The 16,015-nt window shown below is 67.3% G+C and carries 14 protein-coding genes; 11 read left to right on the forward strand and 3 right to left on the reverse strand.

Features of this window, described 5'->3' with window-relative positions:
- The first annotated feature begins 15 nt into the window (after positions 1-15).
- The 5 genes from AB0I23_RS03995 (at position 16) to tuf (ending at position 9,166) form a co-directional block, all read left to right on the forward strand.
- On the forward strand, positions 16-3,915 hold the full coding sequence (locus AB0I23_RS03995; protein WP_266982612.1) for a DNA-directed RNA polymerase subunit beta': 3,900 nt from the start codon (positions 16-18) through the stop codon (positions 3,913-3,915).
- 884 nt (positions 3,916-4,799) lie between these two features.
- Entirely contained in the window at positions 4,800-5,171 is a 372-nt protein-coding gene (rpsL, locus tag AB0I23_RS04000) for a 30S ribosomal protein S12 (RefSeq protein WP_003948652.1), read from the forward strand.
- 2 nt (positions 5,172-5,173) lie between these two features.
- On the forward strand, positions 5,174-5,644 hold the full coding sequence (gene rpsG / locus AB0I23_RS04005; protein WP_030977935.1) for a 30S ribosomal protein S7: 471 nt from the start codon (positions 5,174-5,176) through the stop codon (positions 5,642-5,644).
- Between the two features lie 38 nt (positions 5,645-5,682).
- Entirely contained in the window at positions 5,683-7,812 is a 2,130-nt protein-coding gene (gene fusA / locus AB0I23_RS04010) for an elongation factor G (protein ID WP_359106587.1), read from the forward strand.
- Positions 7,813-7,972: 160 nt separating this feature from the next.
- On the forward strand, positions 7,973-9,166 hold the full coding sequence (gene tuf / locus AB0I23_RS04015; protein ID WP_037688003.1) for an elongation factor Tu: 1,194 nt from the start codon (positions 7,973-7,975) through the stop codon (positions 9,164-9,166).
- 63 nt (positions 9,167-9,229) lie between these two features.
- Here the strand turns inward: tuf and AB0I23_RS04020 are convergent, their stop codons facing one another.
- From AB0I23_RS04020 to AB0I23_RS04030, 3 genes are all read right to left on the reverse strand, one after another.
- Positions 9,230-9,598 carry a response regulator gene (locus AB0I23_RS04020; protein ID WP_359106589.1) on the reverse strand — a complete coding sequence of 123 codons (369 nt, stop codon included), beginning with the start codon at positions 9,596-9,598 and terminating at the stop codon, positions 9,230-9,232.
- Positions 9,599-9,647: 49 nt separating this feature from the next.
- The gene (locus AB0I23_RS04025; RefSeq protein WP_359106936.1) at positions 9,648-11,675 is read right to left on the reverse strand and encodes a PIG-L family deacetylase; all 2,028 of its coding nucleotides are present in this window, start codon (positions 11,673-11,675) and stop codon (positions 9,648-9,650) included.
- A 184-nt stretch (positions 11,676-11,859) separates the two neighbouring features.
- Positions 11,860-12,255: a GNAT family N-acetyltransferase gene (locus AB0I23_RS04030; protein ID WP_359106938.1), complete on the reverse strand. Its 396-nt coding sequence runs from the start codon at positions 12,253-12,255 to the stop codon at positions 11,860-11,862.
- Positions 12,256-12,876: 621 nt separating this feature from the next.
- On the opposite strand from AB0I23_RS04030, the gene rpsJ reads away from it, so the two are divergent.
- From rpsJ to rpsS, 6 genes are read left to right on the forward strand one after another with little or no spacing between them, the layout of a single operon-like run.
- Entirely contained in the window at positions 12,877-13,185 is a 309-nt protein-coding gene (gene rpsJ / locus AB0I23_RS04035) for a 30S ribosomal protein S10 (RefSeq protein ID WP_003948644.1), read from the forward strand.
- Between the two features lie 13 nt (positions 13,186-13,198).
- A complete protein-coding gene (gene rplC / locus AB0I23_RS04040; RefSeq protein WP_030914132.1) occupies positions 13,199-13,843 on the forward strand; it encodes a 50S ribosomal protein L3 in 645 nt (214 codons plus the stop codon).
- A gap of 4 nt (positions 13,844-13,847) precedes the next feature.
- Positions 13,848-14,498 carry a 50S ribosomal protein L4 gene (gene rplD / locus AB0I23_RS04045; protein WP_359106592.1) on the forward strand — a complete coding sequence of 217 codons (651 nt, stop codon included), beginning with the start codon at positions 13,848-13,850 and terminating at the stop codon, positions 14,496-14,498.
- On the forward strand, positions 14,498-14,821 hold the full coding sequence (rplW, locus tag AB0I23_RS04050; protein ID WP_037688005.1) for a 50S ribosomal protein L23: 324 nt from the start codon (positions 14,498-14,500) through the stop codon (positions 14,819-14,821). Before rplD ends, rplW begins: the two co-directional genes overlap by 1 nt.
- A 39-nt stretch (positions 14,822-14,860) precedes the next feature.
- Positions 14,861-15,697 carry a 50S ribosomal protein L2 gene (rplB, locus tag AB0I23_RS04055; protein WP_093773282.1) on the forward strand — a complete coding sequence of 279 codons (837 nt, stop codon included), beginning with the start codon at positions 14,861-14,863 and terminating at the stop codon, positions 15,695-15,697.
- Positions 15,698-15,709: 12 nt separating this feature from the next.
- Positions 15,710-15,991 (forward strand): 30S ribosomal protein S19, encoded by a 282-nt coding sequence (gene rpsS, locus AB0I23_RS04060; RefSeq protein WP_003966956.1) that lies wholly within the window; start codon positions 15,710-15,712, stop codon positions 15,989-15,991.
- Positions 15,992-16,015 lie beyond the last annotated feature (24 nt).

Raw genomic sequence — 16,015 nt, forward strand, 5'->3', positions numbered from 1 at the left:
AGGGATTGACGACAAGTGCTCGACGTCAACTTCTTCGACGAGCTGCGGATCGGCCTTGCCACCGCGGACGACATCCGGACCTGGTCGCACGGCGAAGTGAAGAAGCCGGAGACCATCAACTACCGCACGCTCAAGCCCGAGAAGGACGGACTCTTCTGCGAGAAGATCTTCGGTCCGACCCGGGACTGGGAGTGCTACTGCGGCAAGTACAAGCGTGTCCGCTTCAAGGGCATCATCTGTGAGCGTTGTGGCGTGGAGGTCACGCGCGCCAAGGTGCGTCGTGAGCGCATGGGCCACATCGAGCTTGCTGCTCCCGTCACCCACATCTGGTACTTCAAGGGCGTCCCGTCGCGCCTCGGCTACCTGCTTGATCTCGCGCCGAAGGACCTCGAGAAGGTCATCTACTTCGCCGCGTACATGATCACGTTCGTGGACGAGGAGCGCCGCACGCGTGACCTGCCCTCGCTGGAGGCGCACGTCTCCGTCGAGCGTCAGCAGGTCGAGAACCGTCGCGACTCCGACCTGGAGGCCCGCGCCAAGAAGCTCGAGACCGACCTGGCCGAGCTCGAGGCCGAGGGCGCCAAGGCTGACGTGCGCCGCAAGGTGCGCGAAGGTGCCGAGCGTGAGATGAAGCAGCTGCGCGACCGTGCGCAGCGCGAGATCGACCGTCTCGACGAGGTGTGGAACCGCTTCAAGAACCTCAAGGTCCAGGACCTCGAGGGCGACGAGCTGCTCTACCGCGAGCTGCGTGACCGCTTCGGCACGTACTTCGACGGCTCCATGGGTGCCGCTGCCCTGCAGAAGCGCCTGGAGTCCTTCGACCTCGACGAGGAGGCCGAGCGCCTCCGCGAGATCATCCGTACCGGCAAGGGCCAGAAGAAGACCCGTGCGCTCAAGCGCCTCAAGGTCGTCTCCGCGTTCCTGCAGACCAGCAACAGCCCCAAGGGCATGGTGCTCGACTGCGTGCCGGTCATCCCGCCGGACCTGCGTCCGATGGTGCAGCTGGACGGTGGCCGCTTCGCGACCTCCGACCTGAACGACCTGTACCGCCGTGTGATCAACCGCAACAACCGCCTCAAGCGTCTCCTTGACCTCGGTGCTCCCGAGATCATCGTGAACAACGAGAAGCGGATGCTGCAGGAGGCCGTCGACGCGCTGTTCGACAACGGCCGCCGTGGTCGCCCGGTCACCGGTCCGGGCAACCGCCCGCTGAAGTCCCTGAGCGACATGCTCAAGGGCAAGCAGGGTCGTTTCCGTCAGAACCTTCTCGGTAAGCGTGTGGACTACTCCGCGCGTTCCGTGATCGTCGTCGGTCCGCAGCTGAAGCTGCACCAGTGCGGTCTGCCGAAGGCGATGGCGCTGGAGCTCTTCAAGCCGTTCGTGATGAAGCGCCTGGTCGACCTGAACCACGCGCAGAACATCAAGTCGGCCAAGCGCATGGTCGAGCGCGGCCGCACCGTGGTGTACGACGTCCTCGAAGAGGTCATCGCCGAGCACCCGGTGCTGCTGAACCGTGCACCGACCCTGCACCGCCTCGGCATCCAGGCCTTCGAGCCGCAGCTGGTCGAGGGCAAGGCCATCCAGATCCACCCGCTCGTCTGCACCGCGTTCAACGCGGACTTCGACGGTGACCAGATGGCCGTGCACCTGCCGCTCTCCGCGGAGGCGCAGGCCGAGGCCCGCATCCTGATGCTGTCCTCGAACAACATCCTGAAGCCGGCCGACGGTCGTCCCGTCACCATGCCGACCCAGGACATGGTGCTGGGCCTGTTCTTCCTCACCACGGACGAGGAGGAGCGCAAGGTCATCGGCCAGGGCCGTTCCTTCGGTTCCACGGCCGAGGCGATCATGGCCTTCGACGCCGGCGAGCTGTCGCTCCAGGCGCAGGTCGACATCCGCTTCCCGGTGGGCACCATCCCGCCGCGTGGCTGGGTGCCGCCGGTCGCCGAGGAGGGCGAGCAGGAGTACCAGCAGGGCGACACGTTCCGGCTGCGTACGTCCCTGGGCCGCGCGCTCTTCAACGAGCTGCTGCCCGAGGACTACCCGTTCGTCGACTACTCGGTGGGCAAGAAGCAGCTCTCCGAGATCGTCAACGACCTGGCCGAGCGCTACCCCAAGGTCATCGTGGCGGCGACGCTCGACAACCTGAAGGCGGCCGGTTTCCACTGGGCGACCCGCTCGGGTGTCACCGTGGCCATCTCCGACGTCGTCGTGCCCGAGGCCAAGAAGGCCATCGTCGCGGGTTACGAGGCTCAGGACGAAAAGGTCCAGAAGCAGTACGAGCGCGGTCTGATCACCAAGGACGAGCGCACGCAGGAGCTCATCGCGATCTGGACCAAGGCGACCAACGAGGTTGCCGAGGCGATGAACGCGAACTTCCCGCGGACGAACCCCATCTTCATGATGGTCGACTCGGGTGCCCGAGGAAACATGATGCAGATGCGTCAGATCGCCGGTATGCGTGGTCTGGTGTCCAACGCCAAGAACGAGACCATCCCGCGTCCGATCAAGGCGTCCTTCCGTGAGGGCCTCACCGTTCTGGAGTACTTCATCTCCACGCACGGTGCCCGTAAGGGTCTGGCGGACACCGCCCTGCGTACCGCCGACTCGGGTTACCTGACCCGTCGTCTGGTGGACGTCTCGCAGGACGTGATCATTCGCGAGGAGGACTGCGGCACCGACCGTGGCCTCAAGCTGAAGATCGCCGTCAAGGGTGCGGACGGTGTGCTCCGCAAGACGGAGGACGTCGAGACCTCGGTCTACGCCCGCATGCTCGCCGAGGACGTCGTCGTCGACGGCAAGGTCATCGCGCCTGCCAACGTCGACCTCGGTGACGTCCTGATCGACGCCCTGGTGGGCGCCGGCGTCGAGGAGGTCAAGACCCGTTCGGTCCTGACCTGTGAGTCCGCGGTCGGCACCTGTGCCTTCTGCTACGGACGCTCGCTCGCCACCGGCAAACTGGTCGACATCGGTGAGGCGGTCGGCATCATCGCCGCCCAGTCCATCGGTGAGCCCGGTACCCAGCTGACGATGCGTACCTTCCACACCGGTGGTGTGGCCGGTGACGACATCACCCAGGGTCTGCCCCGTGTCGTCGAGCTCTTCGAAGCCCGTACGCCCAAGGGTGTCGCCCCGATCTCGGAGGCGGCCGGCCGCATCCGTATCGAGGAGACCGAGAAGACCAAGAAGATCGTCGTCACCCCGGACGACGGCAGCGACGAGACGCCGTTCCCGATCTCGAAGCGTGCCCGTCTGCTCGTGGGCGAGGGCGACCACGTCGAGGTGGGCCAGAAGCTCACCGTGGGTGCCACCAACCCGCACGACGTGCTGCGCATCCTCGGTCAGCGCGCGGTCCAGGTCCACCTGGTCGGCGAAGTCCAGAAGGTGTACAACTCGCAGGGCGTGTCGATCCACGACAAGCACATCGAGATCATCATCCGGCAGATGCTGCGCCGGGTGACGATCATCGAGTCCGGCGACGCGGAGCTGCTGCCGGGCGAGCTGGTCGAGCGGTCGAAGTTCGAGACCGAGAACCGTCGTGTGGTCACCGAGGGCGGTCACCCCGCCTCCGGCCGTCCGCAGCTGATGGGTATCACCAAGGCCTCGCTCGCCACCGAGTCGTGGCTCTCGGCGGCGTCCTTCCAGGAGACGACCAGGGTTCTGACCGACGCGGCGATCAACGCCAAGTCGGACTCCCTGATCGGCCTCAAGGAGAACGTCATCATCGGTAAGCTCATCCCGGCCGGTACGGGTCTGGCCCGTTACCGCAACATCCGGGTCGAGCCGACCGAGGAGGCCAAGGCCGCGATGTACTCGGCCGTCGGCTACGACGACATCGACTACTCGCCGTTCGGCACGGGCTCCGGCCAGGCCGTTCCGCTGGAGGACTACGACTACGGTCCGTACAACCAGTAAGCGAGTCGTTCGAAGGTCTGAACGACTGAAGGGCGGTCACCCCGTTGCGTACGGGGTGACCGCCCTTCGGCGTGCGTGGGGTCGGCGTCCGGGCTGCAGGCGGTGCAGCCGGGTCGGGTGGTCGGGGTGGCTGGGGAACAGCCGGGCCGGTGTGCCCGGCTCGGCGGGTACGGCACCCCGCGCCGTCGGCCGGGCGGGCTGCGGCCCGGAATGCCGCGGCTCGCCGGACGGCGGCGGGGCAGTGTGTCCCGTACCGCCGGTCCCGTGTGCGGTCCCGCCCGGGCACCCAGCGGCAGCTGTGGCGTCGCGGGGTCCTGCTGGACCAACCCGGGAAACCGCTGGTTCAGAACGTCGCTCAGCGCCCGCAGGGCGAGCTTCTCCGGCCCCTCCCGCTCGTAGCTCTCCGTCCTTGCCGGGCAACTGGCCGAGCGGGCCGTAGGGCCTGGATCATGCGGAGTTGGTTCTCGCGCATGCTGTTCGGGGCGAGCCGGGAGTTTTTGGGTGGTCAGCGAGGGGGAGTGCCCCTCGGCGCGCCCCGCCTGCCGGTGGGACGCGAGGATGCTGAAAGTGACTGGGGCATGTGCGCGGAACGACTGGTTTGTACCAGGTGGTGAACGGGACGCGACGCTCTGTCCTGCGTGTCCCGGCGGACAGCATTTGTTTTGACCGGAGTCCGTGAGGTAGGTACGCTCAGACCTTGTGCCTGGGGTGTGCCTGGGCTCGTGTGCGTGTCCTCAACCGCACAGCGAGTCTGTCAGTGGCCACCGCGATCTGTGCCCCTCCTGCCCCCGGGCAGGAGTCCGCAGCATTCGACACACCCGACCGCGTGGGTCGGTGACGTTCCAGGTTAGTTTCACGAACGGCACACAGAAACCGGAGAAGTAGTGCCTACGATCCAGCAGCTGGTCCGGAAGGGCCGGCAGGACAAGGTCGAGAAGAACAAGACGCCCGCGCTTGAGGGTTCGCCCCAGCGCCGCGGCGTCTGCACGCGTGTGTTCACGACCACCCCGAAGAAGCCGAACTCGGCCCTCCGTAAGGTCGCGCGTGTGCGTCTGACCTCCGGTATCGAGGTCACGGCCTACATCCCGGGTGAGGGACACAACCTGCAGGAGCACTCCATCGTGCTCGTGCGTGGTGGCCGTGTGAAGGACCTGCCGGGTGTTCGTTACAAGATCATCCGCGGCTCCCTTGACACCCAGGGTGTCAAGAACCGCAAGCAGGCCCGCAGCCGCTACGGCGCCAAGAAGGAGAAGTAAGAATGCCTCGTAAGGGCCCCGCCCCGAAGCGCCCGGTCATCATCGACCCGGTCTACGGTTCTCCTCTTGTCACCTCGCTGATCAACAAGATCCTGCTCAACGGCAAGCGTTCCACTGCCGAGCGGATCGTGTACGGCGCCATGGAAGGCCTCCGCGAGAAGACCGGCAACGACCCGGTCATCACGCTGAAGCGCGCGCTTGAGAACGTCAAGCCCTCGCTCGAGGTCAAGTCCCGCCGTGTCGGTGGCGCCACCTACCAGGTGCCGATCGAGGTCAAGCCCGGTCGCGCCGCCACCCTCGCGCTGCGCTGGGTCGTGGGTTACTCCCGCGCCCGCCGCGAGAAGACGATGACCGAGCGGCTCATGAACGAGCTGCTCGACGCCTCCAACGGTCTTGGCGCTGCCGTCAAGAAGCGCGAGGACACCCACAAGATGGCCGAGTCCAACAAGGCCTTCGCGCACTACCGCTGGTAGTCGCTACCCACATCGAGACCGAGAGAAGATTGAGCCTTATGGCCACCACTTCGCTTGACCTGGCCAAGGTCCGCAACATTGGGATCATGGCCCACATCGACGCGGGCAAGACGACCACCACTGAGCGGATCCTCTTCTACACCGGTGTTTCCTACAAGATCGGTGAAGTCCACGACGGCGCAGCCACGATGGACTGGATGGAGCAGGAGCAGGAGCGCGGCATCACGATCACGTCCGCCGCGACGACCTGTCACTGGCCGCTCAATGATGTTGACCACACCATCAACATCATCGACACCCCGGGTCACGTCGACTTCACCGTCGAGGTGGAGCGTTCGCTCCGCGTCCTCGACGGCGCTGTCACCGTGTTCGACGGTGTGGCGGGCGTCGAGCCCCAGTCCGAGACTGTCTGGCGTCAGGCGGACCGCTACGGCGTTCCGCGTATCTGCTTCGTCAACAAGCTCGACCGCACGGGTGCCGAGTTCCACCGCTGTGTCGACATGATCGTCGACCGCCTCGGTGCGGTCCCGCTCGTCATGCAGCTCCCCATCGGCGCCGAGGCCGACTTCAAGGGCGTCGTCGACCTCGTGTCGATGAAGGCCTTTGTGTGGCCGGAAGAGGCCGCCAAGGGTGAGATGTACGACACCGTCGACATCCCGGACACCCACATCGAGGCAGCTCAGGAGTGGCGCGGCAAGCTGCTCGAGGCCGTCTCCGAGAACGACGACCAGATGATGGAGCTGTACCTGGAGGGCGTCGAGCCCACCGAGGAGCAGCTGCACGAGGCGATCCGTCGGATCACCCTCGCATCGAAGGGCGGCGCGGGCTCCGTCACCGTCACCCCGGTGTTCTGTGGCACGGCGTTCAAGAACAAGGGCGTCCAGCCCCTGCTCGACGCGGTCGTCCGCTACCTGCCTTCCCCCCTGGACGTCGAGGCCATCGAGGGCCACGACGTCAAGGACCCCGAGGTTGTCGTCAAGCGCAGGCCCTCGGACGACGAGCCGTTCTCCGGCCTGGCGTTCAAGATCGCGAGCGACCCGCACCTCGGCAAGCTCACCTTCGTCCGGATCTACTCCGGTCGCCTCGAGGCCGGCACCGCGGTGCTGAACTCGGTCAAGGGCAAGAAGGAGCGCATCGGCAAGATCTACCGTATGCACGCGAACAAGCGTGAGGAGATCGCGTCGGTGGGCGCCGGTGACATCATCGCCGTCATGGGCCTGAAGCAGACCACCACCGGTGAGACGCTGTGTGACGACAAGAACCCGGTGATCCTGGAGTCCATGGACTTCCCGGCGCCGGTCATTCAGGTCGCCATCGAGCCCAAGTCCAAGGGTGACCAGGAGAAGCTGGGTGTCGCCATCCAGCGCCTCTCCGAGGAGGACCCGTCCTTCCAGGTGCACTCCGACGAGGAGACCGGCCAGACCATCATCGGTGGTATGGGCGAGCTTCACCTCGAGGTGCTCGTCGACCGCATGAAGCGCGAGTTCCGCGTCGAGGCGAACGTCGGCAAGCCGCAGGTCGCGTACCGCGAGACGATCCGCAAGGCCGTCGAGCGCATCGACTACACGCACAAGAAGCAGACTGGTGGTACCGGCCAGTTCGCGAAGGTGCAGATCGCCCTTGAGCCCATCGAGGGTGGCGACGCGTCCTACGAGTTCGTCAACAAGGTCACCGGTGGCCGCATCCCCCGTGAGTACATCCCCTCGGTGGACGCGGGTGCTCAGGAAGCCATGCAGTTCGGCATCCTGGCCGGTTACGAGATGGTCGGCGTCCGCGTCACCCTTCTCGACGGTGGTTACCACGAGGTCGACTCCTCCGAGCTCGCCTTCAAGATCGCCGGTTCGCAGGCGTTCAAGGAGGGTGCCCGCAAGGCGTCCCCCGTGCTCCTCGAGCCGATGATGGCCGTCGAGGTCACCACGCCCGAGGACTACATGGGCGATGTGATCGGCGACCTCAACTCCCGCCGTGGCCAGATCCAGGCCATGGAGGAGCGCAGCGGCGCTCGCGTCGTGAAGGGCCTCGTGCCCCTCTCGGAGATGTTCGGCTACGTCGGAGACCTCCGCAGCAAGACCTCGGGTCGCGCAAGCTACTCGATGCAGTTCGACTCCTACGCCGAGGTTCCGCGGAACGTCGCCGAGGAGATCATCGCGAAGGCCAAGGGCGAGTAACTCTCCCGAGCTCACGCTTTAGGCTTGTCACCGGAGCCTGATGGGGCATTCGTCGCAGAGCGCAAGCAATGCGGTGAATGCCCCTGGCCCCGGCATCCCAGCAAAGATCACCTGGCGCCGATGAAGCAAGGCGTACAGAACCACTCCACAGGAGGACCCAGTGGCGAAGGCGAAGTTCGAGCGGACTAAGCCGCACGTCAACATCGGCACCATCGGTCACATCGACCACGGTAAGACGACCCTCACGGCCGCCATTACCAAGGTGCTGCACGACGCGTACCCGGACCTGAACGAGGCCTCGGCCTTCGACCAGATCGACAAGGCTCCCGAGGAGCGCCAGCGCGGTATCACGATCTCGATCGCGCACGTCGAGTACCAGACGGAGTCGCGTCACTACGCGCACGTCGACTGCCCGGGTCACGCCGACTACATCAAGAACATGATCACGGGTGCCGCGCAGATGGACGGCGCCATCCTCGTGGTCGCCGCCACCGACGGCCCGATGCCGCAGACCAAGGAGCACGTGCTCCTGGCCCGCCAGGTCGGCGTTCCGTACATCGTCGTCGCCCTGAACAAGGCCGACATGGTGGACGACGAGGAGATCCTGGAGCTCGTCGAGCTCGAGGTCCGCGAGCTCCTCTCCGAGTACGAGTTCCCGGGCGACGACCTGCCGGTCGTCAAGGTCTCGGCGCTCAAGGCTCTTGAGGGCGACAAGGAGTGGGGCCAGACCGTCCTCGACCTGATGAAGGCCGTCGACGAGTCGATCCCGCAGCCCGAGCGCGACGTCGACAAGCCGTTCCTGATGCCGATCGAGGACGTCTTCACGATCACCGGTCGTGGCACCGTCGTCACCGGTCGTATCGAGCGCGGTGTCCTGAAGGTCAACGAGACCGTCGACATCGTCGGTATCAAGCAGGAGAAGACCACCACCACGGTCACGGGCATCGAGATGTTCCGCAAGCTGCTCGACGAGGGCCAGGCCGGTGAGAACGTCGGTCTGCTCCTCCGTGGCATCAAGCGCGAGGACGTCGAGCGCGGCCAGGTCATCATCAAGCCCGGTTCGGTCACGCCGCACACCGAGTTCGAGGCCCAGTCCTACATCCTGTCGAAGGACGAGGGTGGCCGTCACACCCCGTTCTTCAACAACTACCGCCCGCAGTTCTACTTCCGTACCACGGACGTAACGGGCGTTGTGACCCTTCCCGAGGGCACCGAGATGGTCATGCCGGGCGACAACACCGTCATGAACGTCGTGCTGATCCAGCCGGTCGCCATGGAAGAGGGCCTGAAGTTCGCCATCCGTGAGGGTGGCCGGACCGTGGGCGCCGGCCAGGTCACCAAGATCCTCAAGTAATTACTTGACGGTCTGACCTGGTAGCTCCGCACAGAGCACCAAGAAGGGCCCCGGCCCGCCGCGCTAGCGGTGGACCGGGGCCCTTCGGCGTTGACCGACGTCATGCGGGTCCCGAGTCAGCCCACGGTGTCGCGCGGCGGCGCCCGCTTCCCTGGCCGCCCGCAGATGGCCCGGCCGGTCGAGGACGGTCAGGATGAGGCTGCGGGATGACGGCAGTCGGTCGGCGAGTTGACGTGCTGTGGTGATGCCGTCCTGGCCGGGCACGGCGACTTCCGGCACCGCCACGTCGGGCCGGGCGGCCAGCACGGTGGCGAGGACCTCGTCCCCGCGGGCGGCCTGGGCCACGACCTCGATACCGGGTTCGCGCGCCAGCACGGAGACCAGTCCCTCCCGTACGACCGTCATGTCCTCGGCGATCAGCACCTTGATCATGATCAGAGGGTGACAGCCGCTGCCCTCTGGCAGGTGCCCACCCGCGTCGTCAGGTCTGCTGGGGGCGCCAGAGCCACGGGCGGGCGTCGACCCCCAGTGCCACCGCTGTCGGCCGGCCGTCTTTCGCGACGTGCAGCGCGGGCCCGTCCAGCGCCACCGGCCCGCGCTTGCGTACGAAGATCCCTCGGGCGGTACGGAGCTGGATCAGGCCCTTCTCGGTGCGGCCGAGCAGCACCGGGCCGCGTGGCGACCCGCCTGCGGTGACCGGCCCGTACCCGTCGAAGCCGATGCGGTCCTCGATGATCCGCCCGCGCCCGTCGACGCCCGTCCCCTGCGCCGTCTCCCCGGTCCGTACGGTCGTCATCGCGGCCTTCGCCGCCGCACGGTAGAACAGGTCGGCGGACCCGCCCGATGCCGGAAGCGCTCCTGGACCGTCCCCCGGAACCGGCACCCCGCTGATCCGGGTGCGCGCGGTCAGTGCGTCCCCGGGCGCGTCCTGCGTCCAGTGATGCACCGCGAAACGGCCCGCCGCGAAGACATGGACACACCCCGCGTCGTCCACCACGGCGGACAGCCCGTCCTGGATCTCGCCCCCGCTCATGTCCCGCCACCCGCTCCACCGGCCGGACGTGTCCCGTACCCGGGTGCTGAGACCTTTCTCCGCGTTCCGTACGAAGAGATGGACCCGCCCGACGGGGGTGGTGACCGCGACCGGGACGCCGATCCGACGGCCGGCGTCCTGTCCCCGCTCTGGATTGCCCAGCCCCTCCCAGGCACGGAACCCGCCGCCGGGGGAGCTCTGTTCGAGGAGCACGATCTCCCGCTCGTCGGCCGCCCCGTGCCCGCCGAGCGCCGCGAAGCGCAGCCCGAACAGCAGCTGCCTGCCGTCCGCCGTCGTCGCCCCGCCGAGCACCGGTGCCAGCGGTCCGCCGCCGAGATCGTCGGGATCGTCCCAGACCCCGCTGCCGGGTGCGCTCTCGCGCCACCGCACCGCCCGCAGTCCGAGAACTCCGTACGCGGTGAGCCGCCCGTCCGTTCCGGCGGCGAGGGCGGGGCGGGGGCCCGGGTAGCGGTAACGGGTGGAGCGGACCCAGCCCTTGCGGTTGGTCAGCGGCCTGTCGCCGCCCACGTTGTAGTCCCCGCAGCCCGCCACGTTCCCGCACCGCCAGTCGGCTTCGCCCCCGTACGGGACGAGGTGCGCCGCCTTCTCCTTCAGCACGCGGTACGTCAGGTTCTTCGGCCAGTGGCGGTTGTAGTAGCCGCGGTACGCCGCGGTGACGAACCGCGGCACGGGCCCACCGTCCCCGGTGGCGCGGGCCACCCACCGGATCAGCGCCGCCCAGGTGAACGAGGCGGTCGCGGTGTGGTCGGGGTGGTCGGAGTAGCCGGGCTGCTCGCTGTCCCGGCGGCGGACGGCCTCGGTGCTGTGCTGGATGTCCGGGTCCGGATCCATGGTGTGGACGAGGGTCGGCCGGTAGTGGTCGAGGAGTCCGACGAGGACGTCGATCATCTTGTCGTACGTGTACGAGCACACTCGCTTCAGCGGTGAGCCCTCGGCGACGACGGTGGGCAGGCCGAGCTCCCGGTCGTGCCAGAGGCTGGGCAGCCCCAGGCGGCCGCGGCCGGTGTGCATCGCCGTATTGAGGAAGATCAGCTCGACCCGGCGCCCGCCGTGCGTCAGGGTGTTGATCTCGGCCCGGAGCCCGTCCGCCGGCGCGATGACGGACTTCTGCCAGGCGGTGAACATCGGCAGCCCGAGCTGGATCGCGTACGACTGGCGCAGCCCCTGGTGCCGGGCGGAGGAGTACGCCGCCTTGTCGGCGGCGGGCCGCGGCGCGCCGGGAATCCGGTTGATGCCGATGGCCTCACCGGCGGTGAGGTACACACAGACCACCGGGGTCCCGGCGTCCAGAGCCTGCTGGGTGTCCGGGTTCATGAAGTACAGGTCGTCGTCCGGGTGGGCGAGGATCTGCATCAGCAGGGACTTCCGGGCGTCGCCGATCACCATTCCGGGCGTCGGGTCGGCCATGGGGTCACTGCGCCGGGGGGCCGGTACGGAACAGGCGCCGACGCCCATCAGGGCGGCTGCTGCGGCGGCCGCCACGACGCTGCGCCGCCGCACCCCGGCACGGCCCGGTTCCAGGCCGATTCGATCCTTCACGCCCCGTGCTCCGTCCGCTCACTCCGTCGAAGCAGCCGGTCAGTGCCGCTTCCCGCGGCAGATTAGACGGGGATCGGAGCGGTCGCGTTCCTTGTCGCGGCTACACGCGGGGCCGGCGCACCATAAAGACATCGATCGGGTCCTCGCGCTCCCGGGTGAACCCGTGGCGCTCGTACAGCCGACGGGCGGCGCTGCCCTGGACGACGTCCAGGCGGACGTCCACCCCTGCGGCGTCGGCGCGTTCCAGCAGGCCGCGCAGGACGGCGGCGCCGATCCCGCGGCCCTGGAGCGCGGGGGAGAGATAGAAGTTCTCCAGCCACCAGCCGCTCTCGACCGGGCGCAGGGTGACGCAGCCGGCGAACACGCCGTCGGCGACCACGACGGAGGTGTGCTCCGGCGCGAAGACGTCCCGCAGCCGCTGTCGCACGCGATGCTCGTCGTAGCGGCCCAGGCGCTCCAGGTCGGGGCGCATGACGACGGCCCGGAGTTCGGCCATCTGCTCGACGTCGGCGGGGTCCGCGGGGCGCAGGGTCCAGGTGGGCGTGGTGCTCGTCACCGCACGGAGTATTCCAGAACCCCGCGTGCACCCGACCGGAGCAGTGCTGCCCCCGGACGGGCGATGTGGTGTCGGTCACGGCGGGCGGCCGGGCCGGAACGCCGGAGTCCGAGTGGATCGGCATCGCCGCAGCTCCCTGCCGGCGCTCGCCCGCGTTTGACCACCCGAGCACGGGGGGTAAGATCCTCCGCCCGATTGGCCAGCGCCATACCCGCTATGGCACACTGACCAGGTTGCTCGGTTGAGTGTCAATGCTGCGCGCCTCCCGCCGGGAGGACCGGAAGCGAGTCCCACAGTACTCGTCGGCCCCATGTGGGCCGGACGTACGGGAATCTTTCGGGAAGCGTAAGTGGGGCGCCGACCAGGCACCCGGTGGGTGTTCCACCCCCGACGCTCTTGATTGAGCACAGCGCGGTCCACGGCCCGCACCCCCTTGGTTGGGAAATCCTTCGGGAGATCTGCGTAGAGGGGATGCGACACGCCCGACCGCGTGGGTCGGAGGAGGAGTTACGAGAACCCCCGGGTTCCAGAGCGTTACGAGAGACAGGACTACTAGTAGCCATGGCGGGACAGAAGATCCGCATCCGGCTCAAGGCCTACGACCACGAGGTCATCGACTCCTCGGCGAAGAAGATCGTCGAGACGGTGACCCGCACTGGTGCGTCGGTCGCGGGCCCGGTGCCGCTGCCCACTGAGAAGAACGTGTACTGCGTCATCAAGTCGCCGCACAAGTACAAGGACTCGCGCGAGCACTTCGAGATGCGCACGCACAAGCGCCTCATCGACATCCTCGACCCCACGCCGAAGACGGTTGACTCGCTGATGCGTCTCGACCTGCCGGCCGGCGTCGACATCGAGATCAAGCTCTGAGGTGACGCGCGAGATGGCTAAGAACATTAAGGGCGTCCTGGGCGAGAAGCTCGGCATGACCCAGGTCTGGGACGAGAACAACCGGGTCGTCCCGGTGACCGTCGTCAAGGCCGGGCCCTGCGTCGTCACCCAGGTCCGCACCAACGACAGCGACGGCTACGAGTCGGTCCAGATCGCCTTCGGCGAGATCGACCCGCGCAAGGTGAACAAGCCCCTCAAGGGCCACTTCGCCAAGGCCGACGTGACCCCGCGCCGCCACCTGGTGGAGCTCCGCACCCCTGACGCCAGCGAGTACACGCTGGGCCAGGAGGTCACTGCCGCAGTGTTCGAGTCCGGCGTCAAGGTTGACGTCACGGGCAAGAGCAAGGGCAAGGGCTTCGCCGGTGTGATGAAGCGTCACAACTTCAAGGGTGGCAAGGCGTCCCACGGTGCCCACCGTGTGCACCGTATGCCCGGCTCCATCGGTGGCTGTGCCACCCCCGGCCGTGTCTTCAAGGGCATGCGCATGGCGGGTCGCATGGGCAACGAGCGTGTCACCACCCAGAACCTGACCATCCACGCGGTTGACGCGGAGAAGGGTCTGCTCCTCATCAAGGGCGCAGTCCCCGGTCCGAACGGCGGCCTCGTCCTGGTCCGTACCGCGGCCAAGGGGGCTTGAGGTAATGAGCACCATTGACATCCTTTCGCCGGCAGGCGACAAGGCCGGTACCGTCGAGCTCCCCGCGGAGATCTTCGACGCGAAGACCAGCGTTCCGCTGATCCACCAGGTCGTTGTCGCTCAGCTGGCTGCTGCCCGTCAGGGCACGCACAAGACCAAGCGTCGCGGCGAAGTCCGTGGTGGCGGCCGCAAGCCGTACCGCCAGAAGGGCACCGGCCGCGCCCGCCAGGGTTCGACCCGCGCACCGCAGTTCGTCGGCGGTGGCGTCGTCCACGGCCCGCAGCCGCGTGACTACTCGCAGCGCACCCCGAAGAAGATGAAGGCCGCCGCCCTGCGCGGTGCCCTCTCCGACCGGGCACGCCACTCCCGTATCCACGTCGTCACCGGCGTGGTCGACGGTGCAGTCTCCACGAAGGCCGCGAAGACGCTGCTCGGCAAGATCTCGGAGCGCAAGAACCTGCTCCTGATCGTCGACCGCGCCGACGAGGCCGCGTGGCTGTCCGCCCGCAACCTGCCCCAGGTGCACATCCTGGAGCCGGGCCAGCTCAACACGTACGACGTGATCGTCTCCGACGACGTGGTCTTCACCCAGGCCGCTTTCGAGTCCTTCGTGTCTGGCCCCAAGGCCGATGAGACCGAAGGGAGCGACGCCTGATGAGCGAGGCGACCGTAACCAGCAAGACCTTCACGGACCCGCGCGACGTTCTCGTCAAGCCGGTCGTTTCCGAGAAGAGCTACGCGCTGCTCGACGAGAACAAGTACACGTTCATCGTCGCGCCCGGCTCCAACAAGACCCAGATCAAGCAGGCCGTGGAAGCGGTCTTCTCGGTCAAGGTCACCGGGGTCAACACGATCAACCGGCAGGGTAAGCGCAAGCGCACCAAGACCGGTTTCGGCAAGCGCGCTGACACCAAGCGCGCCATCGTGACCCTCGCCGAGGGCGACCGTATCGACATCTTCGGCGGCCCGACCTCCTGACGGAGGTCGAGTCGTCCGGAATCGGACGAGGACTGAGAAATGGGTATCCGCAAGTACAAGCCGACGACCCCGGGCCGTCGTGGCTCCAGCGTCGCCGACTTTGTCGAGATCACGCGGTCCACGCCGGAGAAGTCGCTGGTCCGCCCCCTGCACAGCAAGGGCGGCCGTAACAACGCCGGTCGTGTGACCGTTCGCCACCAGGGCGGTGGCCACAAGCGCGCCTACCGAGTGATCGACTTCCGTCGTCACGACAAGGACGGCGTGCCGGCCAAGGTCGCGCACATCGAGTACGACCCGAACCGCACCGCGCGCATCGCGCTCCTGCACTACGCGGACGGCGAGAAGCGCTACATCATCGCGCCGCGTGGCCTGACGCAGGGCGACCGTGTCGAGAACGGCCCGGCCGCCGACATCAAGCCCGGTAACAACCTGGCACTGCGCAACATCCCGGTCGGTACGACCATCCACGCCATCGAGCTGCGGCCCGGCGGCGGCGCGAAGTTCGCCCGTTCCGCAGGTGCCTCCGTGCAGCTGCTGGCGAAGGAGGGCACCATGGCCCACCTTCGTATGCCGTCGGGTGAGATCCGCCTGGTCGACGCCCGCTGCCGCGCCACGATCGGCGAGGTCGGCAACGCCGAGCAGTCGAACATCAACTGGGGCAAGGCCGGCCGTATGCGCTGGAAGGGCGTTCGCCCGACCGTCCGCGGTGTCGCGATGAACCCGGTTGACCACCCGCACGGTGGTGGTGAGGGCAAGACCTCCGGTGGTCGCCACCCGGTCTCGCCGTGGGGTCAGAAGGAGGGTCGTACTCGCTCGCCGAAGAAGGCATCGAGCAAGTACATCGTCCGCCGCCGCAAGACGAACAAGAAGCGCTAGGAGCGGGTTTAGATGCCGCGCAGTCTCAAGAAGGGGCCCTTCGTCGACGGCCACCTCATCAAGAAGGTGGACGTACAGAACGAGGCAGGCACCAAGAACGTCATCAAGACCTGGTCCCGTCGCTCGATGATCGTCCCGGCCATGCTGGGTCACACCATCGCGGTGCACAACGGCAAGATTCACGTCCCGGTGTTCGTCACCGAGTCGATGGTCGGCCACAAGCTCGGCGAGTTCTCGCCGACTCGCACCTTCCGCGGCCACGTCAAGGACGACCGGAAGTCGAAGCGCCGCTAACCGCGGGGTGGAACGACTATGACT

The sequence above is a fragment of the Streptomyces atratus genome (assembly GCF_040655115.1).
In the GTDB taxonomy this organism is placed as follows: domain Bacteria; phylum Actinomycetota; class Actinomycetes; order Streptomycetales; family Streptomycetaceae; genus Streptomyces; species Streptomyces atratus_D.